A 23,097-nucleotide genomic window follows, 5' to 3' on the forward strand; every position below is an offset into this window, starting at 1 on the left:
TCCTCCCCGTCGCCGCCCGCGGCGGTGGCGGCCGGGCGCGGCGGAGGGAGGCCTAGCGGCCCGGCGCACCGCCGGCACCGGGCCGGTTCCCGGCACTGCGCGCAGGCCACCACGGGGATGTATCCGGCGCGGGGCACCTGGACCAGTACGGGCCGCTCGGCAGCGAGCGCGTCGCGGGCCACCTGGAATCCGATCGCCGGCAACCGCGCCCGGCGCGCAGCGGGATCGCGCGCGAGGGCCTGCTCGCTGTCGGCCAGCGCCCGGATGAGCGGTGACGCCCGCCGCACCTCGTTGCGGGGGGCGAGCAAATCCTGCGCCCATCCGTGATCGACCAGCGACTGTGCCTCGGCCGTGCGCGCATGCCCGCCCAGGAGGAATCCCGAACCGGCGGCGTCGGCGCGCAGCAGCGCCACCTCGCGCGCATGCGGGTAGGGCGAGCGCGGCTCGGACAGCAGATCGTCGCCGTCGTCCCACAGCGCGACGAGTCCCAGGCGCGTCACAGGGGTGAACACCGCGCTGCGGTTGCCGACGACGATGCAGGGCGGGCCGGCGAGGGCCGTCACCCAGCGCCGGTACCGTGCCTGCGGGCCCAGCCCGCCGGCCAGTTCCACCACCGGGCCTCCGGCCCCCGTTGCCGTGGACGCAGCGCCGGCAGACCCGGCGCACAGCCCGCGCAGCGCGGCCGCCACGCGGTCCAGGTCGCGGCGGTCTGCCACCACGACGACCGCCGACCGTCCGCCGGTGAACGTGGCATGGGCGGCCTCGGCGATGCGCAGCACCCAGTCCTCACCGGGCACCGCCTGCCACACGGCGCGCGGCGCGCGGCCCGCGTGGGCGGCGTCAATGAACGCGGCGCCGTGGAGGTACCTCGCCCAGCCCTCGTCCCCACATTCCGGCGACGGTGGCAGGGGGTCGTGTCCTGTCGGGGCGTGCTCCTGTTCCGGCCGTGCCGCGGCGCGTTTCGCCAGGGCGTCCAACGCGGCGGACTCAGCGCGCGCGTGCCGGGGGGGAACCGCGAGCCGGAGCACGTCGGCGCGCGTGCCCGCGTAGCGGCGTGCCACCGCCTCGCACAGTTCCGAGAGCCGGGCGGGGAGCACCGGCAGCGGTGAGACGACCCGTTCGATGGTGCCGAGCCTGCCCTCGTGCGCGGTGTCGGCGACGCGCTCGAGCACATACCCGTCGATAAGGCGCCCCGCGAACCGTACGCGCACCCTCACGCCCGGCTGCGCCGCGCCGTCGAGGGTCTCCGGAACGCGGTAGTCGAAGGTGCGGTCCAGGTGCGGCGGTTGCACCATCGGCAGCACCCGCGCCACCGGCAGCGTCACGGCAGGGCCGGATGCGCCGGCCCCGACGTCGGCGGCGTCGGACCCTTCTCGCGTCGCGTCCGTCACCGCTCCCCCTCGACATGCCGCCGACCAAGCATCCCGTGCCGTGTCACGCGCCGGAACGCGCACGGGATGCTTGGTCGGTGCGGAGTTTCGGCTGCGACTACAGCCCCGCCAGCGCGCGCAGCTCGTCGGCCTTGTCGGTGCGCTCCCACGGCAGGTCGATATCGATGCGCCCGAAGTGCCCGTAGGCGGCGGTCTGTCCGTAGATCGGCCGCAGCAGGTCCAGGTCGCGCACGATGGCGCCGGGGCGCAGGTCGAACACCTCGGCGATGAGCGACTGGATCTTCGAGGGGTCGATCTGCTCGGTGCCGAAGGTCTCGACGAACAGGCCCACCGGAGCGGCCTTGCCGATCGCGTACGCCACCTGCACCTCGATACGCTCGGCCAGCCCGGCGGCCACGGCGTTCTTGGCCACCCAGCGCATCGCGTATGCGGCCGAGCGGTCCACCTTGGACGGGTCCTTGCCGGAGAAGGCGCCGCCGCCGTGGCGGGCCATGCCACCGTAGGTGTCGACGATGATCTTGCGGCCGGTCAGGCCAGCGTCGCCCATCGGCCCGCCGAGTACGAACTTGCCGGTGGGGTTGACCAGAAGGCGGACGTCGGAGGTGTCGAGGGCGGCCCCGGATTCGGCGATGTCGGCGAGCACGGGCGCCAGGACCTTGTCGCGGATGTCGGGCAGCAGCATATTGTCCAGGTCGATGTCTGCGGCATGCTGCGTGGACACGACGATGGTGTCCAGGCGCACCGGACGATCGCCCGCGTACTCGATGGTGGCCTGCGTCTTGCCGTCGGGCCGCAGGTACGGCAGCACCCCGTCCTTGCGCACGGCCGTGAGCCGACGCGACAGCCGGTGCGCCAGCGCGATGGGCATGGGCATGAGCTCGGGGGTGTCGCGGCAGGCGTAGCCGAACATCAGGCCCTGGTCGCCGGCGCCCTGCCTGTCGATCGCGTCGTCGGAGGCGTCCACCCGCGACTCGTAGGCGGTGTCGACGCCCTGGGCGATGTCGGGCGACTGGGCGCCGATGGCGATGTTGACGCCGCACGAGTTGCCGTCGAACCCCTTCGACGACGAGTCGTAGCCGATCTCGAGCACCTTGTCTCGCACGATGTGCGGGATGTCGACGTAGGCGCCGGTGGTCACCTCGCCCACCACGTGCACCTGGCCGGTGGTCACCAGCGTCTCCACGGCCACGCGGCTGGCAGGGTCGGCGGCGAGCATCGCGTCGAGGATCGAATCGCTGATGGCGTCGCAGATCTTGTCCGGGTGGCCCTCTGTCACCGACTCGCTGGTGAACAGCCGATGTCCCGGGTCGTTCACTGACATTTCTCTCCCAAGGCTCTCGTCGCGGATCGCTTCTCGTGTGTCGCACGGCGCGCGCTGTGCGCGGCCTGCCCGCCGTTGAGGCTGGTATGAGGGCTCTCGTCATCAGCCAGGATGAAACGGGTACCCACCGACCTTATGCCTCCCGGCCGTCCCGGGGCTGCAAGGGGTCCGCCGTGCGGGGGCGGCCGGGCAGGCTCCGGCCCCGCGGCGTGCGGGGATCAGCGGCGACAGTGGCCGTCGCCGAGCAAGGCGGTCACCGCGTCGAGAATGCGGCTGGACATCAGCGATTTCGACCCGTGCTCGATGGCACGTTCCGACCCGTCGGCGGACAGCAGCCACCCGTCGTTGGAGTCGAGGCCGAAGGTCCGGTCGTCCCCTACCGTGTTGACGACCAACAGGTCGCAGCCCTTGCGCGCGAGTTTGGCGCGGCCATGGTGCAGGGCGTCGCCGTCGGCGTCGCCGGTCTCCGCGGCGAAGCCGACGATGACCCGCGTTGCCGGCAGTCCCCCGTCGCCGCGGCGTGTGACGAGGCCCTGGAGGATGTCGGGGTTGTGCGTGAGCGGCACCGCATCGGGCTCGCTCGCCGCGCCCTTCTTCATCTTCGCATCGGCGCGGGCGGCAGGCCGGAAATCTGCGACGGCGGCGGCCATGATCACCACCTCCGCGTCCCGGGCTGCGTCGTCGACGGCGGTCTGGAGCTCGGCGGCGGTGCCGATGCGCTCGACACGGACCGCCGGCGGGTCGGGAAGGCCCGTCGATGCCGCGGCGATGAGGGTCACCCGGGCGCCGCGCTGCGCGGCCAGCCGGGCCAGCGCGTAGCCCTGCTTGCCCGAGCTGCGGTTGCCCAGGTAACGCACCGGGTCGAGCGGCTCGCGAGTGCCGCCCGCGGTGACCACCATGCGCACCCCCTCGAGGTCGCGGGGCACCGCGTCGGAACGTTCGAGGATGAGATCTGCGAGGGTGCAGATCTCGCCGGGGTCCGGGAGACGTCCCGCTCCTGAATCGGCGCCGGTCAGCCTCCCCCAGGCCGGTTCGACGACGACGGCGTCGCGGGACCGCAGCATCGCCACGTTCTCGACGGTGGCCGGGTGCTCCCACATCTCGGTGTGCATCGCCGGCACGAACACGACGGGGCAGCGCGCGGTGAGCAGGGTCGCGGTGAGCAGGTCGTCCGCTCGGCCGTGGGCGGCCCGCGCCATCAGGTCGGCCGTGGCCGGAGCGATCACGACCAGGTCGGCCTCCTGACCAAGGCGCACGTGCGGCACGGCCGGGACATCGGCGAAGACTCCGGTGTGCACCGGATTGCCCGAGAGCGCCTCGAAGGTGGCGGAGCCGACGAAGGCCAGCGCCGCCTCAGTGGGCACGACGTGCACAGTGTGCCCGGCTTCGGTGAAGTGCCGGATCACCGAGCACGCCTTGTAGGCGGCGATGCCGCCGCCCACCCCGACGACGATGCGCCGGGGTGCCGCCGAAGGGCCGCTCACTCGCCTTCGGTGTGTTCGAGGAGATCGGCGTGGATCTCCCGCATGGCGATGGACAGCGGCTTCTCCTGCAGGCCCGGCTCGACGAGCGGGCCGACGTACTCGAGGATGCCCTCGCTGAGCTGGTTGTAGTAGTCGTTGATCTGGCGTGCCCGCTTGGCGGCGTAGATCACGAGCGCGTACTTCGACGACACGCGCTCGAGAAGCTCGTCGATGGGCGGATTGGTGATGCCCAGCGGGGTGTCGTACGGCCGCACGGCCTCGGCCACCGCGGATTCGCCTGCATCGACCTTGCTGCTCACTCGCATTTCTCCTGACATCACTGCCTGACAATCCGGTTGCGGCGGTGGTTGTGATTGTGAAGGGGGATCATCCCTGCCCGGGACCGATCATCAATGATACCAACTCGTCCACGGCGTGGTCGACGCTGTCGTTGACGACGACGTGGTCGAACTCGTCCTGCGCCGCCAGCTCGGTCCGGGCGGTCTCCAGCCGGCGGGCCACGACGGTCGGATCCTCCGTTCCGCGCCCGGTGAGGCGGGCCACCAGGTCGTCCCAGCTCGGCGGAGCGAGGAACACGAAGCAGGCGTCCGGTCTGGCGGCGCGCACCTGCCGCACGCCCGCCAGATCGACCTCGAGCAGCACCGGATGGCCCTGCGCGAGCGCGTCGCGGATGGGCGCGGCCGGCGTCCCGGACCGTTGGAGCCCGCCGTGGATCTCCGCCCACTCGAGCAGCTCGCCGCCGTCGATCATGCGCTGGAATCCATCGTCGCCGACGAAGTGGTAGTCGACGCCGTCGACCTCCCCCGGCCGGGGCGCGCGAGTGGTGGCCGAGACGCTGAAGACCAGGTCCGGCACGCGCCGGCGCAGCTCCCGGACCACGGTGGACTTGCCCACGGCCGAGGGGCCGGCCAGTACCACCAGCCGGCCCCTCGGTCCGTCGTTCGGGCGCATCGGCACCGGATCGGTGCGTGCGTCCATGGGGATCACTCGAAGTCGAACTTGGCCAGCAGGGCCTTGCGCTGACGGTCGCCGAGGCCGCGCAGGCGGCGGGTGGGGGCGATTTCGAGCTCGGTCATGATCTCCTGCGCCTTGACCTTGCCCACCTTCGGCAGGGCCTCGAGCAGCGCGGAGACCTTCATCTTGCCAAGGATCTCATCCGTCTCGGCGTCCTTGAGCACCTGCTTGAGGTCGGTGCCGCCGCGCTTGAGGCGCTCCTTGAGCTCAGCCCTGGCCTTGCGAGCGGCTGCCGCCTTCTCCAGAGCAGCAGCCCGCTGCTCGTCGGTCAACTGGGGAAGGGCCACGGTTCCTCCGTCTCGTCGTGTACGTGGATCATCGGTCTGCATCGTCCACCGCGCGTCCCGGTCGCGCAAGTGGCGCGATCACCGCAGGTGGACAGCAGCGATTGAGACCGTACTCAGCGCCTGGGGCAATTGCGAACCCGCCCCCGCCCTGGTCGGCCCGCATCGTCGCCGCGGATGGCCCGGGCGTGCGGTCCCGGACGGGTGCCCCGGTGCGTGTCGTCGCCGCCCGCGCCGCGACGAGGCCACCCGGAGGAAAGTCCGTTTGTGCAGTTCACGGGGCATGGGCGCGGGCCGGGCGGTCAGGAATGCCGCAGGTGGCGCCGCGTCGTGCCGCGACGGGGCCGTGGGATCGCCGTCCCCGCTTGGGGACGGCGAAAAAATATTTGCGCCACGCGCATCCCGCGCGTGTCGTGCGGGATCGACGCACGTCGACGGCGGTACGGAAGCGCACCGGCCTCAGGGGGCGTGCGGGCGCCCCGGGCCGTTGCGGCCCTCCCATGCTCGGGTACGCCGCTCCCCCGCAAGCCGCTTCGGCTGTCCCCCGGGCGCTGCCAGCCCGATCATCGCGGCGGCCGCGGCGAGCATGATCGCCTCGGTGCCGAGCCGGTCGAGCACGGCGATGCCCGTCCCTCCTTGGGCCACCAGCGGCGCCGTGCGGGCGAAGGCGGCGATCGTCACCACGGCGGCGAGAGCGCGCGAGGCCCGCACCCCGGTCCGCATAGCCGACGCCGCGGACCGGGGTGGAGCCCACAGCAGGCCGACGGCGGGCACCAGCCACACGTAGTGGTGGGTCCAGGCCACGGGCAGCATCAGCTCGACGCCCAGCGCGACGACGACCAGCGCGGCCACCGGTCCCCGCGAACGCGCGGCGCGCACTGCGCCCCACACCGTCAACGGCGCCATGAGCAGGCAGGCCGCCGCCCAGGCGGCGAGGACGGCCCGATCGGACGCGTCTGCGGGCAGCGTGCGCAGCACCATGCCGCGCAGGGCCTGGTTGCCCGCCACGGCGGGGTCGCCCACCCCGACCCGGCCGGCCAGTCCCGGCACCACGTCGACGACGTACGCGCGGGTGGGGCCCGGCAGGACGGCCAGCGCCAGCAGGGTGCAGGCGGCCGCGGCGGCGGCGCCGACGGCGGCCGTGCGCCACCGGCGCAGCAGCAGCGGCACGACCAGATAGGCGGCGGGGATGAGCTTCACCGCGGCCGCGGCGCCGGTGAGGACTCCGCGCGGCAGCCACGGGGGCAGCCGCACGGCGCGGTCCGCGTCCACGAGGCACACCGCCATCAGCAGCAGGCCCACCTGCCCGTAGCCGAGGTGATCCGCCACCGGTCCCGAGGCCGCCCAGAACCCGGTCAGCCCGAGCAGCCACCACGTGCGGCGGCGCCGGCCGGTCAGGAACGCGCGATATCCCACGGCCACGCCCACCGACAGTGCGCACACGTTGACGATGGCCCAAAGCCACTGCGCCGCATTCCACCCCGTCGCGGCGAGGGGTACGGCGGCCAGCGCGGCGAACGGCGGATAGGTGAACGGCACCCGTGCGGCGCCCTGCGGCCCGCCGTAGAGGCCGTCTCCGGCGAGCACGGCGCGGCCCGCCTCGAAATACACCCGAAGGTCGATGCCGTGGACGGTGTCGCACAGCCGGAACAGCGCGGTGATCGCCACCGCGCACGCTACGACGGCGAGCCACCTGCCCCGCGAGGTCACCGCAACACGGCCTCGATCCCATCACGGGTCCGCTCGGCGCTTGCGCGCACCCGGTCCGGATCGGGGCCGGCCTGGAGGATGGCGCGCGACGAGTTCGGAATGAGCAGCCCGGTGGCGCCCGCGAAGATGCCGGGCAGGTCGGACGCCGACGCGCCCTGGGCGCCGAGGCCGGGCGCGAGGATCGGCCCGGTGAACCCGTCGAGGCGCAGCCCGTGGGCGCGCGTGGCGCCCACGACCAGCCCGAGGGTGCCCGTGTCGTCCCCCGCCGCCCCGTCGACGATCGACTGCGCGACGCTGACCCCGCCCGGCGCGGGCCCACCGCCGTCGCCGGCGGGTTCCCGATCGCCGGTCAGCCGCGCCGTCTGCACCGCGCGGCCCTCCGGGTTGGAGGTGCGCGCGAGCACGAACACGCCGCGGGCTGTGCCGCGCGCCTGGTCGACGGCCGGCGCGAGCGCCCCGAGTCCCAGATACGGGACCGCGGTCATGGCGTCGACCGCAAGCGGTGCGCCGTCGGTCAGCCATGCACGGGCGTAGGCGGCCATCGTCGACCCGATGTCGCCGCGCTTGGCGTCGGCCAGCGTCAGCGCGCCGGCCTCGCGGAGCCGCGCCACGGCGTCCTCGAGCACCGCGAGCCCTGCCGCGCCGTACTCCTCGAACATCGCGACCTGCGGCTTGACCACCGCGACGGACCGGCCCAGTGCCCGCACGCACACGTCCGTGAACGCCGCCAGGCCGTCGGCGCTGCGCGGCAGGCCCCAGGCCTCGAGCAGCTCCGGGTGCGGATCGATCCCCGCGCACAGCCGGCCCCGCTCCGCGACGGCCGTGCGCAGGCGGCCGGCGAACCCGGCCGCGTCCGGGCGGGACGCGGTCACGCGCCCGCGCCGGCGCGCAGGTGCGCGTGCAGGTCCTGCAGCGAGCGCACGCCGATCTCGCCGCGGATCATCGCCTCGACGCCCTGCACCGCGGCCGCCGCGCCCTGCACGGTGGTGATGCACGGCGTGGACGTGGCGATGGCGGCGCTGCGGATCTCGTACCCGTCCACGCGGGGGCCCGAGGTGCCGAACGGGGTGTTGATCACCAGGTCCACCTTGTGGTCGCGCAGCAACTCCACGATCGAGTCCTGCCCGTCGCGTTCGTCGGAGAACTTGGCGATCTCGGTGGCTTTGATCCCGTTGCGCCGCAGCATCTCCGCGGTGCCTACCGTGGCGAGGACGGTGAAGCCGAGGTCGGCGAGCCGCTTGACCGGGAACACCATGGCACGCTTGTCCCGGTTGGCGACGGACACGAACACCGTGCCGCTGGTGGGCAGCGCAGACGACGCTCCGATCTGGCTCTTCGCGAAGGCGGTGCCGAAGTCCTTGTCGATACCCATGACCTCGCCCGTGGACTTCATTTCAGGGCTGAGCAGGGTGTCGATGCCGGTGCCGTCCGCCTTGCGGAACCGGTTGAACGGCAACACGGCCTCCTTGACCGCGACGGGCGCCTCCTCCGCCACCGTGCCCCCGTCGCCGGTGGCCGGCAGCACGCCCGCGGCGCGCAGCTGTGCGATCGACTCGCCCAGCATGATCCGCGCGGCCGCCTTGGCGAGCGGGACACCCGTCGCCTTGGACACGAACGGCACCGTGCGGCTGGCGCGCGGGTTGGCCTCGAGCACGTAGAGCACGTCGTCCTTCAGCGCGTACTGCACGTTCATCAGGCCGCGGACACCGATGCCCTTGGCGAGGGCCTCGGTGGACCGGCGCACCGCCTCGACGTCCTGGCGGCCCAGGGTGATCGGCGGCAGTGCGCACGCCGAGTCGCCCGAGTGGATCCCGGCCTCCTCGATGTGCTCCATCACCCCGCCCAGGTACACCTCGTCGCCGTCGCAGAGGGCGTCCACGTCGATCTCGATGGCGTCCTCGAGGAAGCGGTCGACGAGCACCGGGTGGTCGGAGGACAGCTCGGTGGCGCGGGAAATGTAGCCCTCGAGCGAGGCCTCGTCGTAGACGATCTCCATTCCTCGGCCGCCCAGCACGTAGGAGGGACGCACGAGCACCGGATAGCCGATGTCGGAGGCGATGGCGCGGGCCTGCTCGTAGGTGGTGGCGGTGCCGAACCGCGGCGCCGGCAGCCCCGCTTCCGTCAGCACCTTGCCGAACTCGGCGCGGTCCTCCGCCAGGTTGATGGCGCCGGGGGTGGTGCCGACGATCGGCAGCCCGGCGGCCTCGAGGCGCTCCGCCAGCCCCAGCGGCGTCTGGCCGCCGAGCTGCACGATGACCCCGGCGACCGTGCCGGAAGCGCACTCCGCCTGGTAGACCTCGAGGACGTCCTCGAAGGTCAGTGGCTCGAAGTAGAGCCGGTCGGCGGTGTCGTAGTCGGTGGAGACGGTCTCCGGGTTGCAGTTGATCATCACCGTCTCGTAGCCCACGTCGGACAGCGTGGTGGCCGCGTGCACGCACGAGTAGTCGAACTCGATGCCCTGCCCGATCCGGTTGGGGCCGGAGCCCAGGATGAGCACCTTCGGCTTGACGCGCTGCTCGGCCACCTCGGACTGGCCGTCCGCGTGCAGCTCGTAGGTCGAATAGTGGTACGGGGTCTTCGCCTCGAACTCCGCGGCACAGGTGTCGACGGTCTTGTACACGGGCCGCACGCCCAGCCGGTGGCGCAGGTCGCGTACGCCGTCCTCGCCGGCGAGCTCGGGACGCAGCACCGCGATCTGACGGTCCGACAGACCCTCGTTCTTCGCGAGCCGCAGCAGGGCCTCGTCCACCACCGGGGCGTCGATGATCCGGGAGCGCAGCTCCACCAGCCCTTCGACCTCGGCGATGAACCACGGGTCGAGCGCCGAGGCCTCGTGGACCTGGTCGATGCCGGCGCCGTACCGCAGTGCGCGCTCGATGTCGTACATGCGTCCCTCACGCGGGGTGCGCAGGCGTTCGAGGGCCGCGTCCACCGTGTCGCCATCGGGGTCGGGCACCGTCCAGAACCCGGTGCCGCCGTGCTCGAGCGAGCGCAGCACCTTGCCGAGGGCCTCGGAGTAGCTGCGGCCGATTGCCATGGCCTCGCCCACCGATTTCATCGTGGTGGTGAGCGTGCCGTCCGCGCCGGGGAACTTCTCGAACGCGAAACGCGGGGCCTTGACGACGACGTAGTCGAGCGTCGGCTCGAATGACGCGGGCGTCTCGCCCGTGATGTCGTTGACGATCTCGTCGAGGGTGTAGCCGATGGCCAGCCGCGCAGCGATCTTGGCGATGGGGAAGCCGGTGGCCTTCGAGGCCAGCGCGCTCGAGCGGGACACGCGCGGGTTCATCTCGATGACGGTCATGCGGCCGTCGGCGGGGTCGACGGCGAACTGGATGTTGCAGCCGCCGGTCTCCACGCCGACCGCCCGCAGGATCTCGATGCCCAGCGTGCGCATCTTCTGGTACTCGCGGTCGGTGAGCGTCATCGACGGGGCGACGGTCACCGAGTCGCCCGTGTGCACGCCGATGGCGTCGACGTTCTCGATGGAGCAGACGATGACGACGTTGTCCTTGCCGTCGCGCATCAGCTCGAGCTCGTACTCCTTCCAGCCGAGGATCGACTCCTCGATGAGCACGTTCGCCGTGGGCGAGGCGTCCAGGCCACCGCCGGCGATCCGGTCGAGGTCCTCGTAGGTGAACGCCAGGCCGGAGCCCAGCCCACCCATGGTGAAACTCGGGCGCACCACCACCGGCAGGCCCAACTCCTCGACGGCCTCGTACACCTCGTCCATCGTGTCGCAGGCACGGGAGCGTGCGCTCTCGCCGCCGACGGACTCGACGATGTCCTTGAACATCTGCCGGTCCTCGCCGCGCTGGATGGCGGGGATGTCGGCGCCGATGAGCTCCACGCCGTGCTTGGCGAGCAGTCCCTGCGCGTCGAGCTGCACGGCCGCGTTGAGGGCGGTCTGGCCGCCGAGGGTCGCCAGGACGGCGTCGATCGGATGGCCCTGCTCCCGCTCACGGAGGAAGATCTTCTCGATGACCTCGGGCGTGATCGGCTCGACGTAGGTGGCGTCCGCGTACTCCGGGTCGGTCATGATCGTTGCCGGGTTGGAGTTGATGAGCGTGACGCGCATGCCCTCGGCCTTGAGCACGCGGCAGGCCTGGGTGCCCGAGTAGTCGAACTCGCAGGCCTGGCCGATGACGATGGGGCCGGAGCCGATCACCAGGATGTGTGCGATGTCATTGCGGCGTGGCATTACTTCAGGCCTGCCTTCCTGTAAAGGTCTGTGCGGCGGGGGTGCGACGGGGCGGCGTGGGCGCCGCTTTCGGCGGGGCGTTCACTTGCCGCCCGACTTCCCGGCGCGGGCCATGAGCGCGTCGTACCGGTCGAACAGGTAGCGGGCGTCGTGCGGGCCGGCCGCGGCCTCCGGGTGGTACTGGACTGAGAACGCGGTGCCGTCGAGCAGTTCGACGCCTTCGACGGTGCCGTCGTTAGCGCACACGTGGCTCACCCGCGCACGGCCGAAAGGCGTGTCGAACTCCTCGCCCCGCTCGCCCTCGAGTGCGAAGCCGTGGTTCTGCGAGGTGATCGAGACGCGGCCCGTGGCCTCGTCGATCACCGGGATGTTCATGCCGCGGTGGCCGAAGCGCATCTTGTATGTGCGCCGGCCCAGCGCGCGGCCCAGGATCTGGTTGCCGAAGCAGATGCCGAACATCGGGATGCCCTTGCCGATGACGCCGCGCGTGAGCTGCACCGCGGCGTCGGCGGTGGCAGGGTCGCCGGGGCCGTTGGACAGGAAGAACCCGTCGGGCCGGATGGCCTCGACCTGATCGACGGTGGCGGTCGACGGCAGCACGTGCACGCGGCACCCGCGCAGTGCGAGCTGTTCCGGGATGGACGCCTTCATGCCCAGGTCCACCGCGGCCACTTCGAAGCGCGGTGCGCCCGCAGGCTCGATGACGTAGCCCGAGTCGGTGCTCACCTCGCGGGCCAGGTCGGCGCCGAGCATTTCCGGCTGGGCCTGCACGATGCGCTGCAGGCCGTCCACGGGCCCCAGCGAGGAGCCGGAGAAGATCCCCGCGCGCATCGCACCCTTGTCGCGCAGGTGGCGGACGACGGCACGGGTGTCGATGCCGGAGATGCCGACGATGCCCTGCCGCACCAGTTCGTCCTCGAGCGCGCCGCGGTCGGCCCGCCAGTTCGACACAGTCCGCGAGGGTTCTCGGATGGCGTAGCCGGCGACCCAGATCTTGTCGGTGGGCGTGCCGTCGTTGTCACGCGACTCGCTGTCCTGCGAATTCCACCCGGTGTTGCCGATCTGGGGGGCCGTGGCCACCACGATCTGCCGGTGATAGCTGGGGTCGGTGAGGGTCTCCTGGTAGCCGGTCATGCCGGTGCAGAACACGGCCTCACCGAGAGTCTGTCCCTGTGCCCCGTACCCGGAGCCCCGGAACACCTTCCCGTCTTCGAGTACGAGAACCGCGTCGCTCACTTCTGTTCCTTCCTTTCGGTCTCCCGGCCGGCCTGCTCCGGGTCTGTCGTATTGTCGCCGCCGAACTCGGCCAGCCAGCGCGGATACACCGCCTTGTCGTCGCCGCGGAAGCCGGTGTCGATCTCCACTGCCCCGTCGACGCCGGCCGTGCGCCAGCGGATCACCAGCAGCCCGTCCTTGGTCATCACTTTCCCGGCGAGCCTGCGGTCGGTGCGCACGGACACGATGGCGGTGCGCGGGATCCACAGCGCCTCGGCGTCCTGCCGCTCCACCAGCACACCCTCGCGGTAGCCGGTCAGCGCGGCCGGCGCGCGCACGCCCAGCCCGTGTGCGGTCACGCGCGCCTGCCAATTCCCGGCCAGCGACGAGCCCACGTACAGCCCGCTCGTCTCGTCGACGGTGGGACGCGACAGCTTGCGCGGGACCGGGTGCAGGTCGCCCACCGCGCCCTGCTGGAATCGGCCGCGGCGCCGCCAGCCCTTCCACATCAGGTAGACGCACAGTGCCCAGATGGCCACCGCCGCAAGCACCGTGATCGTGTTCAGCCACAACATCTAGTCGGCCCTGACCTTTCCGTCGACGCAGGTCACGCGGCCTCGCAGCAGGGTGGCGCGCACCCGCGCGGGCAAGGTGAATTCTTCGTACGGGGTGTTGTCCGCGATGCTGGCGAGCTCGGCTCCCCGTACCGTCCATGCGGAGTCCGGGTCGACCACCGTCAGGTTGGCCGTCTCCCCCACCTCGATGGGCCGGCCGTGGTCGGGCAGCCCGGTGATCCGGGCGGGCCGCTCACTCATCACCGCGGCCACGCCGCGCCAGTCGAGCAGCCCGGGCGCGACCATCGTCTGCGCGACCACGCCCAGCGCGGTCTCGAGCCCCAGCATGCCGGGCCGGGCCCGAGAGAACTCGCAGCACTTGTCCTGCGCGGCGTGCGGGGCGTGGTCGGTGGCCACGCAGTCCACCACGCCCTCGGCGAGAGCGGCCCGCAACGCCCGGGCGTCGGAGACTTCGCGCAGCGGCGGGTTGACCCGGAAGAGGCCGTCGTAGGTCTCCAAACGGGAATCGTCGAGCATCAGGTGGTGCGGGGTCACCTCCGCGGTGATGTCGATCCCCTGCTCCTTGGCCCAGCGCAGGAGCTTCACCGTCCCCGCGGTGGACGCGTGGCAGATGTGCACGCGCGCACCGGCGTCGCGGGCCAGCAGCGCGTCGCGGATGACGATCGACTCCTCCGCCGCGCGCGGCCATCCGGCGAGGCCCAGCCGGGCGGCGGTGGGGCCCTCGTGGGCGACCGCGCCTTCGGTGAGCCGCGGCTCCTCGGCGTGCTGGGCGATGAGCACGTCGAGCCCCCGGGCGTATTCCAGCGCGCGGCGCATGATCAGCGGGTCGGCGATGCAGTGTCCGTCGTCGGAGAACAGGCGCACCGACGCCGACGACGCCGCCATCACACCCATCTCGGCGAGCTCGGCCCCGGCGAGCCCCTTGGTGACCGCGCCCACGGGGTGCACGTCGACCAGGCCCACCATCCGGCCCTGCGCGTAGACGTGGTCGGTGACCACCGCGGTGTCGGCGACGGGGTCGGTGTTGGCCATTGCGAACACGGCCGTGTAGCCGCCGCGGGCCGCCGCGGCCGAGCCGGAGCGCACCGTCTCGGCGTCCTCGCGTCCCGGCTCGCGCAGGTGGGTGTGCATGTCGACGAAGCCGGGCAGCAGCACGGTGCCGGCCGCCTCGAGGACTTCGGCGCCGGAGCCATCCTCCGCCGCGTCGGACGCGTCCGTCAGGGTGCCCGCCGGGACGATCTGCGTGATCACGCCGTCCTCGACCAGCACGTCTACCGGGTCGCCCTCGCCGTAGGGGCGTGTGCCCGTGATCAGTACCGTCGTCACGCCGCCGTCCTCGCTTCCATGTGTGCCCCCGGACCTTCGGGACTGTGCGCCCCGAGGGCCTGGGGCCGTGTGCCCTGCACTGTCGTCGGCACGCCCATCTACCCGTCGGCCTGTTCGCCGACGAGCAGCCGGAACAGCACCGCCATCCGCACGTGCACGCCGTTGGCCACCTGCTGGAGCGGGGCCGCCTGCGGCGAGTCGGCCACCGAGTAGCCGATCTCCATTCCCCGGAGCATCGGGCCCGGGTGCAGGATCACCGCATGCTCCGGCAGCATCCGCCGGCGCGTCTCGCTGAGGCCGTAGCGGATCGCGTACTCGCGCGCGCTCGGGAAGAAACCGCCGCGCATCCGCTCGGCCTGCACCCGCAGCATCATCACCGCGTCCAGGCCCGGCAGTTCGGAGTCCAGGTCGTGCGCGACGGTGACGCCCCAACCGTCCGCCCCCAGCGGCATCAGCGTGGGCGGGGCGATGAGGACCACCTCCGCGCCCAGCATGGTCAGCAGCAGCGCGTTCGAGCGGGCCACCCTGCTGTGCACGATGTCGCCGACGATCCCGACACGCCGGCCCTCGAAACCGCCGAGCCTGTCGCGCAGGGTCAGGGCGTCGAGCAGCGCCTGCGTGGGGTGCTCGTGCGTGCCGTCGCCCGCGTTGATCACCGCGGGTGCGACGCCGTCGTGCGCCATCTCCGCGGTCCAGCGGGCCACCTGCCGGGGCGCGCCGGAGGCCGGGTGGCGCACGATGAGCGCATCCGCGCCGATGGCGTGCAGCGTGGCCGCGGTGTCGCGCAGCGACTCGCCCTTGCGCACCGACGAGGTGCCGGCGCTGACGTTGATGACGTCCGCGCTCATCCACTTGCCGGCCACCTCGAACGACGCGCGAGTGCGGGTGGAGTTCTCGAAGAACACCGTCATGACGGTGCGCCCGCGCAGCGTCGGCAGCTTGCGCACCTCGCGGCCGAGCAGTGCCGCCTTGAACCGGTCGGCCTCGTCGAGCAGGTCGACGGCGGAGTCCCGCGTGAGGTCTCCGATGGAGAGCAGGTGCTTCATGGCCGGCTCTCCCCGTCGCCGTCCCGGGCGGCGGCGTTCGGTGCTGCCGCGTCCTGCATCGGCCCCTCCTGCGCGCCGAGCATGACCGCGTCGGCGCCGTCGTACTCGTTCAGGCGCACCGACACGTTCTCGCTGCGTGCAGTGGGGATGTTTTTGCCCACGTAGTCGGCGCGCAGCGGCAGTTCGCGATGACCGCGGTCGACGAGGACGGCGAGCTGCACGCTGCGGGGCCGGCCCAGGTCGCGCAGGGCGTCGAGCGCCGCGCGGACGGTGCGGCCGGAATAGAGGACGTCGTCGACGAGGATCACGGTGGCGCCGTCCACCCCGCCGATGGGGATCGACGTCCGCTCGAGCGGGCGGTGCGGCTTGCCGCGGAGATCGTCGCGGTACAGCGTGATGTCCAGCGCGCCGACGGGGACGCGTACACCGCTGAAATCCGTGATGCGCTCCGCCAGCCGGGCGGCGAGCGGGGCGCCGCGGGTGGGGATGCCGATGAGGATCACGGGATGCTCGGACGATGTGGTGTCCAGAGCCGTCTTCTCGATGATCTGGTGCGCCATGCGCGCGACGGTGCGGGCGACATCGGACGCCGACATCAGCTCACGCTCACCTGCCGGGCGGGGTGCAGAGTTGTGGGGACCGTTTGCGGGCACGGGAAGCCGCGACCTCCTTCTCCGCCTCACTGGACGGACCGTTAAAGGATGTCTTGCGGGAACCAGAATAGCAGCACGAATGCAGGCCGCCCCGCCGAAACCCCCGCGGACCGGCTGTGAAACCGCCCACGGGGGTCGGCGGGGCGCCGTCGTACTCGAGGGGCCCGGCCGCGCGTCGCGCCGGCGGGGCGGCTACTGCCGGCCGGGTGCTGTGTCGTCCTGCTCGGGCACTGCGCCGTCCTGCTCGGGCACTGCGCCGTCCTGCTCGGGCACTGCGCCGTTCTGCTCGGACGCTGCCTCGTCGTCCGCCTCAGGCCGCTCGGCGACGGGCACGGCCGCCGCCGCGGCCCGCACCTGTGGTGCGACGACGACGATGCGGCCGAGGACGCCGTTGATGAACGCGGGCGACTCGTCGGTGGAGAGTTGCTTGGCCAGCTCCACCGCCTCGTCCACGGCCACCACCGGCGGCACGTCGGTGTAGAACAGCTCCCACACGGCAAGCCGCAGGATCGCGCGGTCCACCGCCGGCAGCCGCTCCAGCCGCCAGCCCTCGAGGTAGGACGCGATGGTGTCGTCGATCCGTTCGCCGTTGGTTCCGATACCCTCGAGCAGCGACATCGTGAACTCGTTCACGGTCTTGATGGTGTCGTCCTGGGCCGCGTAGCTGCGCCGCTCGCGCGCCAACTCGGCCGGTCCCACCCCGCGCGCCTCCGCCTCGAAGAGCAGGTCGACGCTGCGGCGGCGGGCCTTGTGGCGGGTGCCGTGCCTTCTTGTCCGATCGCCCACGTCAGTCGTTCACGCGGCTCAGGTAGCTGCCGTCGCGCGTGTCCACCTTGAGCTTGTCGCCGGTGTTGATGAACAGCGGGACCTGGATCTCCGCGCCGGTCTCCATGCTGGCGGGCTTGGTGCCGCCGGTGGAGCGGTCGCCCTGCAGGCCGGGGTCGGTGTGACTGACGATGAGGTCCACCGACACCGGCAGCTCGACGTACAGGGGCGCGTCCTCGTGGAACGCGATCTGCACCGTCATGTTCTCCAGCAGGAAGCGGGCGCCGTCCCCCATCAGCTCCGCGCCGATCTGGAACTGATCGAAGGTCTCGGCGTCCATGAATACGAAGTCCGCGCCGTCCTGGTACAGGTACGTCATGTCGCGGCGGTCGACGGTGGCCGTCTCCACCTTCACCCCGGCGTTGAAGGTTTTGTCGATGGTCTTGCCCGACGTGACATTCTTGAGCTTCGTCCGCACGAAGGCGGGGCCCTTGCCGGGTTTGACGTGCTGGAACTCGACGATCTGCTGGAGCTGGCCTTCGATCTTCAGCACGAGCCCGTTCTTGAAGTCACTGGTCGATGCCACTGTCTGCCTTTCTCGTTCTGGTGCCGCGCCCGCGTGCGCAGGCCGGTCCTGTGCGCCGGTGGTCCGTCGTGCGGGGTGCTCGCCTGCCGGCCCGGCATGCCGATACCCCTCCCGGCGGCGCGCGGGCCGGGAGGCGCGAAACCGCGGGCGCCGGCTACACGACCCGCAACTCTTTGCCGGTGCGGGTGAGGATCTCGGCACCGCCGTCGCGGACCACGAGGGTGTCTTCGATGCGGACGCCGCCGCGGCCCGCGTGGTACACGCCGGGCTCGACGGTGACCACCGCGCCCGCAGGAAGTGTACCGGTGGCCCCGGACGACACCGGCGGCGCTTCATGCACTCGCAGCCCCACCCCGTGTCCCAGCCCGTGGGTGAACAGGCGCCCGGCCCCGGCCTCGTCGATCACCGCACGCGCCGCGCGGTCCACGTCGGCGCCGGTGACCCCCGCACGCACCGCGGCGACCCCCGCCTCCTGCGCGCGGCGCACGAGTGCGTAAACGTCCCGCTGGAACGCGTCCGCCTCCCCGAGGACCACGGTGCGGGTCATGTCCGAGTTGTAGCCGCCGACGACCGCGCCGAAGTCCATCTTGACCAGGTCGCCGTGGCGCAGTACGTCGTCGGTGGGCCGGTGGTGCGGGATGGCCGAGTTCGCCCCGCAGGCGATGATCGTCTCGAAGGCGATCGCTTCCGCGCCGTGCTCGAACATCAGCCACTCGAGCCGCCGTGCGACCTGCCGCTCGGTGCGGCCCGGCGCCAGCGCCCCCTCCGCGAGCAGGTCGCGCAGCGCCGCATCGCCGATAGCGCAGGCCCTGGCGATGAGTGCGATCTCACCGTCGTCCTTGACCAGCCGGGCGCTCTCCACGACGCCCGTCAGCGGGACGAGATCGACCGCCGTGGGCGACGACGCGAGGCGATCGGCGAGCGCCGCGTGGTCCGCGACGCTCATCGCGGCGGCTTCGAAGCCGACCCGGGCGGCGTCCGCGACCTCGTCCGGGCGCCGGGCGAAGCGGTCGGCCAGGACCGCGTGCGTGCAGTCGCGGTCGATCAGCACGCGGACGTCCGGCGCCTGCTGCGCGGCCTGCTCGGTGTAGCGGCCGTCCGTGGCCAGCACCGTGCCGCCGTCCGTGCCGCCCGCCGGACTCTCGCCGGCGGACTCGTCGGCGACGAGAAGCAGGGCTGCGTTGGAGCCGGTGAACCCGGTCAGGTAGCGCACGTTGACCAGGTCGGTGACCACGAGCATCGGCACGCCGTGTGCGCGGAGAGCGGAGCGCACGGCGTCGCGCCTGCCCGCATGCAGGTGCTGCGCCGGCGGGTGCGAATGGTCGGCCCGGGACGCGTGGGGATCGGTCACCCCGCATACGCTACCGGCCATCCACCTGTGGGTCAGACCACAGGGAACTTACCGGCCCGTTAGTATCAGTGCATGTTCAGTTGGGTACTGCGATCGATCGTGATGACAGTGGTGCACGTCGTTGGGCGCATCATCCTCGGCGTGGCCGTCACCACCGCGCCCCTGCACGGCACGGTGTCGCGCTATACGGCGTTGGCGATCGTGGTGCTCATCGCTCTCGTGTGGGCCGGGATCGACGGTGTGATCGACGCTCGCCGCCACCCCTTGGTGGAGGACCGTGACGACCTGATCATGCGGTGGATCGGCACGGGCGTCATCACCGGACTCGCCGCAGGATTCGTCTGCCACCTGCTCGAGGCCGCGGGGTTGGAGGGCATCGGGTCGCGCACCTGGTTCTTCGACCTCACCTCCGGCGCCGCCGGCACCGCACTCATGATCATCCTGCCCGCGGCCGTAGGCATCGGGCTCGGCCGGTGGATCGGCAAGTCCGGGGCCGACCCGGATGAGGAGGCCGAGGAGCGCCGGCAGCGGCGGCACGATATCGCTCTCAGCGGCGTCGGCGGCGAGGAGTAGCGGGCCCGAGGCTCCTCAGCCCGCGAGCCCGCTCAGCTCAGCCTGCGAGGAAGCTCAGCTCAGCCCGCGAGGAAGCGGATCGCCGCGTCGTAGCCGGCCACGCCGAGCCCCACGATCACGCCGGTGGCGATGGGGCTCAGGTAGGAGCGGTGACGGAACTCCTCGCGCGCGTGCACGTTGGAGATGTGCACCTCGACCAGCCGGTCCAGCTCCGCGCAGGCGTCACGCAGCACCACGGAGGTGTGCGTGAGGCCGCCCGCGTTGAGCACCACCGGATCGCCGTCGTCCGCGGCCTGGTGGATCCACTCGAGCAGCTGCCCTTCGTGGTCGGACTGCCGCACCACCACGTCGACACCCAGGGCGGCGCCCAGCTCGGTGCACCGGCGCGCCAGGTCGGCGTGCGTGGTGGCGCCGTACACCTCCGGCTGGCGTGTGCCCAGCCGCCCCAGGTTGGGGCCGTTGATCACCTGGATCCGGGCGGCGCTCACAGGAACACCCCGCGGCTGCCCGGCGCGTTGTTGCGTGACACCTCGGAGTACGCACCGGCGATGAGGGTCGGGTCGGGCGCTTCAAGCCGGCCGGGCTTGGCGAGCCCGTCGAGCACGACGAACCGGAGCATGCCGGAGCGGTTCTTCTTGTCGGACTGCATGCGCTCGAGCAGCGCGGGCAGGGCGTCCGGATCGTACGTGGTGGGCAGTCCCAACGCGGACAGTACCGTGCGGTGCCGGTCGGCGGTGGCGTCATCGAGGCGTCCTGCCAGCCGAGCGAGCTCCGCGACGAAGACCATCCCCACCGCGACCGCGGCGCCGTGCCGCCACTTGTAGTGTTCGAGCCGTTCGATGGCGTGGCCCAGCGTGTGCCCGTAGTTGAGGATCTCCCGCAGGCTCGATTCGCGCAGGTCCTGCGAGACCACGTCGGCTTTGACCTGGATGGCCCGGCGCACCAGCTCGGGAAGCACCGCGCCCGCGGGGTCCAGCGCCGCCTCCGGGTCGGCCTCGACAAGGTCGAGGATCTGCGGGTCGGCGATGAACCCCGCCTTCACCACCTCGGCCATGCCGGAGATTATCTCGTTGCGCGGCACCGTCTCCAGGGTGGCGAGGTCCACGAACACGGCGGCCGGCTCGTGGAACGAGCCGACGAGGTTCTTGCCGGCGTCGGTGTTGATGCCGGTCTTGCCGCCGACCGCCGCATCCACCATCGCGAGCAGCGTGGTGGGGATGTGGACGACGCGCACGCCGCGCATCCACGTGGCGGCCACGAAGCCGGCGAGGTCGGTGGCCGCTCCCCCGCCGAGGCTGATCACGGCGTCCTGGCGTCCCAGCCCGATGCGTCCGAGCACCTCCCAGCAGAACCCCGCGACGGGCAGTTCCTTGCCCTCTTCGGCGTCGGGGATCTCGATGCGGTGCGCGTCGATCCCGGCGTCCGCGAGCTGTTCACGGACCACTTCCGCCGTCTCGGTGAGCGTGGGCTGGTGGAATATCGCCACGGTGCGCGTGCCACGCAGCTCGTCGACGATGTCGCCCAGCAGCCCGCGCCCGATCACCACCGGGTATGGGCGTTCCCCTGCCACCTGCACGCGGACCGGTTCGGCCGGCGTCGTATCGCTCACCTGCGACCTCCTGGGATCTAGTGGTGCTGTTCACCGTGGGTGCCGTGCCGGCCGCCGGGGCGGCCGACGGCGTCGGTTGCGGTCGATTCGAGCAGTTCGGCGATCTCGCGGACCACCTTGCCGGGGCTGCGCCTGTCCGTGTGGACCACGAGCGTGGCAACCTCTTCATACAACGGGCGCCGCTCGCCGATGAGCTCGCGGTACCGTCCTGCAGGATCGTCGCCCTGCAGCAGCGGCCGGGTCTCGTCGTCCTTGCCGGGCTGCCCGCGCAGCCGGCCGGCGATGCCGGTGCGCAGCAGCCCCTCGTGGGCGCTGATGTCGAGGAACACCACGGTGTGCCCGCGCAGCAGCGCGCGGGTGCGCGCGGAGAGCACCGCGCCGCCGCCGAGCGAGACCACGCCGTCCGAGTTCTGCAGGGACTCGCGCACCACGTCCTCTTCGATGCCGCGGAAGACCGCCTCGCCATCGGCGGCGAAGATCGCGCGGATCGGGCGGCCTTCCTGGCGCTCCAACTCGGTGTCGGTGTCCACGATGCCGACGCCCAGCGCGGCGGCGAGCCGACGGCCGATGGTGGACTTCCCTGCGCCGGGCGGCCCCACCATCACTGCGCGCGGCGCCATCAGTGCTCGAGCCGTTCCCGGACCGCGCTCAAGTAGCCCTGCACGTTGCGCCGGGTCTCGGCGAGCGCGTCGCCGCCGAACTTCTCCAGCGCCGCCTGCGCCACCACGAGCGCCACCATCGACTCGGCGACCACGCCGGCCGCCGGCACCGCGCACACGTCCGAACGCTGGTGGATGGCGACGGCCTCGTCCCCCGAGACCATGTCGACGGTCTTCAGGGCGCGCGGCACCGTGGAGATGGGTTTCATCGCCGCGCGGACCCGCAGCGGCTCGCCGTTGGTCATGCCGCCTTCGAGGCCGCCGGCCCGGTTGGTGGAGCGGACGATGCCGTCCGGGCCCGGCACCATCTCGTCGTGCGCCAGGCTGCCGCGGCGGCGGGCGGTTTCGAACCCGTCGCCGATCTCGACGCCCTTGATGGCCTGGATGCCCATGAGTGCTCCGGCGAGGCGCGAGTCGAGCCGGTCGGCGCCGGAGGTGAACGAGCCGATGCCCACGGGCAGACCGCTGACCACCACCTCGACGACTCCGCCGAGGGTGTCGCCCTGCTTCTTGGCGGAGTCGATCTCGGCGACCATCGCCTCCTCCCCCGCCTTGTCGAGGGCCCGCACGGGGCTCGCGTCGATGCGGTCCCTGTCGTCGTAGGCGGGCACGCCGGGGTCGTCCGCGCCGGCGCCGCCGATCTCGACCACGTGCGAGACCACCTCCACGCCCAGCGCCTGCCGCAGGAAGGCGCGGGCCACGGTGCCGGCGGCGACGCGGGCGGCCGTCTCGCGGGCGCTGGCCCGCTCCAGCACCGGGCGCGCGTCGTCGAAGCCGTACTTGAGCATGCCCGAGTAGTCGGCGTGGCCGGGCCGAGGCCGGGTGAGCGGGGCGTTGCGCGCCTGATCGGTGAGCTCGGCGGGGTCGATGGGGTCGGCCGACATGACCTGCTCCCACTTGGGCCACTCGGTATTGCCGATCTGGATGGCGACGGGACCGCCGAGCGTCGTCCCGTGGCGTACGCCGCCGAGGATGGTGACCTGGTCCGCCTCGAACTTCATCCGGGCGCCGCGGCCGTAGCCGAGGCGGCGGCGGCCCAGCTCGCCCGCGATATCGTCGGTGGTCACCTCGACCCCGGCCACCATGCCCTCGAGCATGGCGACGAGGGCGGGACCGTGGGATTCTCCGGCAGTCGTCCAACGCAGCACGGGCCCAATCCTGCCATGCGCCCGGCGACTTCCCCTCATCCGGCCGCAAGCAGGGCCGCCAGCGACGCGATGCACATCGACGGCCCGTGCGGCCACGCCGCCGCGCGGGACCGGCCTGGCGCGGCGATCCCGCACAGCGCGGTGAGCACCAGCGCGCCGGCCGCGGCGCCGAGCCAGGCCCCGCCG

Annotated in this window: 22 protein-coding genes; 1 reads left to right on the top strand and 21 read right to left on the bottom strand. The window is 72.2% G+C overall.

The genetic code is table 11. The features are described from left to right. From JJ683_RS15975 to JJ683_RS16055, 17 genes are all read right to left on the bottom strand, one after another. A partial coding sequence (locus JJ683_RS15975; protein ID WP_504739233.1) for a primosomal protein N' family DNA-binding protein occupies nucleotides 1–1,295 on the bottom strand: 1,295 nt, incomplete at its 3' end. 193 nt (nucleotides 1,296–1,488) lie between these two features. Continuing rightward, complete coding sequence (metK, locus tag JJ683_RS15980) at nucleotides 1,489–2,712, bottom strand: methionine adenosyltransferase (protein ID WP_200175577.1); 1,224 nt, start codon at nucleotides 2,710–2,712, stop codon at nucleotides 1,489–1,491. 218 nt (nucleotides 2,713–2,930) lie between these two features. Beyond that, complete coding sequence (coaBC, locus tag JJ683_RS15985; RefSeq protein WP_200175578.1) at nucleotides 2,931–4,196, bottom strand: bifunctional phosphopantothenoylcysteine decarboxylase/phosphopantothenate--cysteine ligase CoaBC; 1,266 nt, start codon at nucleotides 4,194–4,196, stop codon at nucleotides 2,931–2,933. Continuing rightward, nucleotides 4,193–4,495, bottom strand: a complete 303-nt coding sequence (gene rpoZ, locus JJ683_RS15990) for a DNA-directed RNA polymerase subunit omega (protein ID WP_372435320.1) — start codon at nucleotides 4,493–4,495, stop codon at nucleotides 4,193–4,195. Before rpoZ ends, coaBC begins: the two co-directional genes overlap by 4 nt. Nucleotides 4,496–4,562: 67 nt before the next feature. Beyond that, nucleotides 4,563–5,174, bottom strand: a complete 612-nt coding sequence (gene gmk, locus JJ683_RS15995; RefSeq protein ID WP_242474784.1) for a guanylate kinase — start codon at nucleotides 5,172–5,174, stop codon at nucleotides 4,563–4,565. Nucleotides 5,175–5,179: 5 nt separating this feature from the next. After that, entirely contained in the window at nucleotides 5,180–5,497 is a 318-nt protein-coding gene (mihF, locus tag JJ683_RS16000) for an integration host factor, actinobacterial type (RefSeq protein ID WP_143908163.1), read from the bottom strand. Between the two features lie 456 nt (nucleotides 5,498–5,953). Next, nucleotides 5,954–7,204: a glycosyltransferase 87 family protein gene (locus JJ683_RS16005; protein WP_200175579.1), complete on the bottom strand. Its 1,251-nt coding sequence runs from the start codon at nucleotides 7,202–7,204 to the stop codon at nucleotides 5,954–5,956. Beyond that, nucleotides 7,201–8,076, bottom strand: coding sequence for an orotidine-5'-phosphate decarboxylase (gene pyrF, locus JJ683_RS16010; RefSeq protein ID WP_200175580.1), 876 nt, complete (start codon nucleotides 8,074–8,076; stop codon nucleotides 7,201–7,203). The genes JJ683_RS16005 and pyrF overlap by 4 nt, the downstream gene beginning before the upstream one ends. Next, nucleotides 8,073–11,405, bottom strand: a complete 3,333-nt coding sequence (carB, locus tag JJ683_RS16015) for a carbamoyl-phosphate synthase large subunit (protein WP_200175581.1) — start codon at nucleotides 11,403–11,405, stop codon at nucleotides 8,073–8,075. The genes pyrF and carB overlap by 4 nt, the downstream gene beginning before the upstream one ends. An 81-nt stretch (nucleotides 11,406–11,486) precedes the next feature. Continuing rightward, a complete protein-coding gene (gene carA / locus JJ683_RS16020; RefSeq protein ID WP_200175582.1) occupies nucleotides 11,487–12,641 on the bottom strand; it encodes a glutamine-hydrolyzing carbamoyl-phosphate synthase small subunit in 1,155 nt (384 codons plus the stop codon). Beyond that, entirely contained in the window at nucleotides 12,638–13,195 is a 558-nt protein-coding gene (locus JJ683_RS16025; protein WP_242474785.1) for a PH-like domain-containing protein, read from the bottom strand. Before JJ683_RS16025 ends, carA begins: the two co-directional genes overlap by 4 nt. Continuing rightward, the gene (locus JJ683_RS16030; protein WP_200175583.1) at nucleotides 13,196–14,521 is read right to left on the bottom strand and encodes a dihydroorotase; all 1,326 of its coding nucleotides are present in this window, start codon (nucleotides 14,519–14,521) and stop codon (nucleotides 13,196–13,198) included. It abuts the gene before it with no gap. Nucleotides 14,522–14,619: 98 nt separating this feature from the next. Then, nucleotides 14,620–15,567 (bottom strand): aspartate carbamoyltransferase catalytic subunit, encoded by a 948-nt coding sequence (locus JJ683_RS16035; protein ID WP_200175585.1) that lies wholly within the window; start codon nucleotides 15,565–15,567, stop codon nucleotides 14,620–14,622. Next, entirely contained in the window at nucleotides 15,564–16,220 is a 657-nt protein-coding gene (pyrR, locus tag JJ683_RS16040) for a bifunctional pyr operon transcriptional regulator/uracil phosphoribosyltransferase PyrR (RefSeq protein WP_307810980.1), read from the bottom strand. The genes JJ683_RS16035 and pyrR overlap by 4 nt, the downstream gene beginning before the upstream one ends. Before the next feature lie 192 nt (nucleotides 16,221–16,412). Then, nucleotides 16,413–17,006 (bottom strand): transcription antitermination factor NusB, encoded by a 594-nt coding sequence (gene nusB / locus JJ683_RS16045; protein WP_200175589.1) that lies wholly within the window; start codon nucleotides 17,004–17,006, stop codon nucleotides 16,413–16,415. A gap of 1 nt (nucleotide 17,007) precedes the next feature. Then, on the bottom strand, nucleotides 17,008–17,571 hold the full coding sequence (gene efp / locus JJ683_RS16050) for an elongation factor P (RefSeq protein WP_200175590.1): 564 nt from the start codon (nucleotides 17,569–17,571) through the stop codon (nucleotides 17,008–17,010). Nucleotides 17,572–17,725: 154 nt separating this feature from the next. Then, nucleotides 17,726–18,922 (bottom strand): M24 family metallopeptidase, encoded by a 1,197-nt coding sequence (locus JJ683_RS16055; RefSeq protein WP_307810981.1) that lies wholly within the window; start codon nucleotides 18,920–18,922, stop codon nucleotides 17,726–17,728. 72 nt (nucleotides 18,923–18,994) lie between these two features. On the opposite strand from JJ683_RS16055, the gene JJ683_RS16060 reads away from it, so the two are divergent. Beyond that, a complete protein-coding gene (locus JJ683_RS16060) occupies nucleotides 18,995–19,495 on the top strand; it encodes a B-4DMT family transporter (RefSeq protein ID WP_200175592.1) in 501 nt (166 codons plus the stop codon). Between the two features lie 59 nt (nucleotides 19,496–19,554). On the opposite strand, the gene aroQ is transcribed toward JJ683_RS16060, so the two are convergent. Genes aroQ through aroC form a run of 4 tightly spaced genes read right to left on the bottom strand, consistent with a single transcriptional unit; the run spans nucleotide 19,555 to nucleotide 22,911 of the window. After that, nucleotides 19,555–19,983, bottom strand: coding sequence for a type II 3-dehydroquinate dehydratase (aroQ, locus tag JJ683_RS16065; protein WP_307810982.1), 429 nt, complete (start codon nucleotides 19,981–19,983; stop codon nucleotides 19,555–19,557). Then, nucleotides 19,980–21,104 (bottom strand): 3-dehydroquinate synthase, encoded by a 1,125-nt coding sequence (aroB, locus tag JJ683_RS16070; RefSeq protein WP_200175593.1) that lies wholly within the window; start codon nucleotides 21,102–21,104, stop codon nucleotides 19,980–19,982. Before aroB ends, aroQ begins: the two co-directional genes overlap by 4 nt. Before the next feature lie 17 nt (nucleotides 21,105–21,121). After that, complete coding sequence (locus JJ683_RS16075; protein WP_200175594.1) at nucleotides 21,122–21,724, bottom strand: shikimate kinase; 603 nt, start codon at nucleotides 21,722–21,724, stop codon at nucleotides 21,122–21,124. After that, nucleotides 21,724–22,911, bottom strand: coding sequence for a chorismate synthase (gene aroC, locus JJ683_RS16080; protein ID WP_200175595.1), 1,188 nt, complete (start codon nucleotides 22,909–22,911; stop codon nucleotides 21,724–21,726). Before aroC ends, JJ683_RS16075 begins: the two co-directional genes overlap by 1 nt. Nucleotides 22,912–23,097: the final 186 nt, after the last annotated feature.

Origin of the sequence: Tomitella cavernea, from assembly GCF_016599145.1 — a bacterium.
Lineage (GTDB): Bacteria > Actinomycetota > Actinomycetes > Mycobacteriales > Mycobacteriaceae > Tomitella > Tomitella cavernae.

Bases quoted from the DNA above. Each gene is read 5' to 3' on its own strand.
- metK (WP_200175577.1), bottom strand. From the start codon at position 2,712: ATGTCAGTGAACGACCCGGGACATCGGCTGTTCACCAGCGAGTCGGTG.
- gmk (WP_242474784.1), bottom strand. From the start codon at position 5,174: ATGGACGCACGCACCGATCCGGTGCCGATGCGCCCGAACGACGGACCG.
- carB (WP_200175581.1), bottom strand. From the start codon at position 11,405: ATGCCACGCCGCAATGACATCGCACACATCCTGGTGATCGGCTCCGGC.
- JJ683_RS16025 (WP_242474785.1), bottom strand. From the start codon at position 13,195: ATGTTGTGGCTGAACACGATCACGGTGCTTGCGGCGGTGGCCATCTGG.
- JJ683_RS16035 (WP_200175585.1), bottom strand. From the start codon at position 15,567: ATGAAGCACCTGCTCTCCATCGGAGACCTCACGCGGGACTCCGCCGTC.
- JJ683_RS16060 (WP_200175592.1), top strand. From the start codon at position 18,995: ATGTTCAGTTGGGTACTGCGATCGATCGTGATGACAGTGGTGCACGTC.
- JJ683_RS16075 (WP_200175594.1), bottom strand. From the start codon at position 21,724: ATGGCGCCGCGCGCAGTGATGGTGGGGCCGCCCGGCGCAGGGAAGTCC.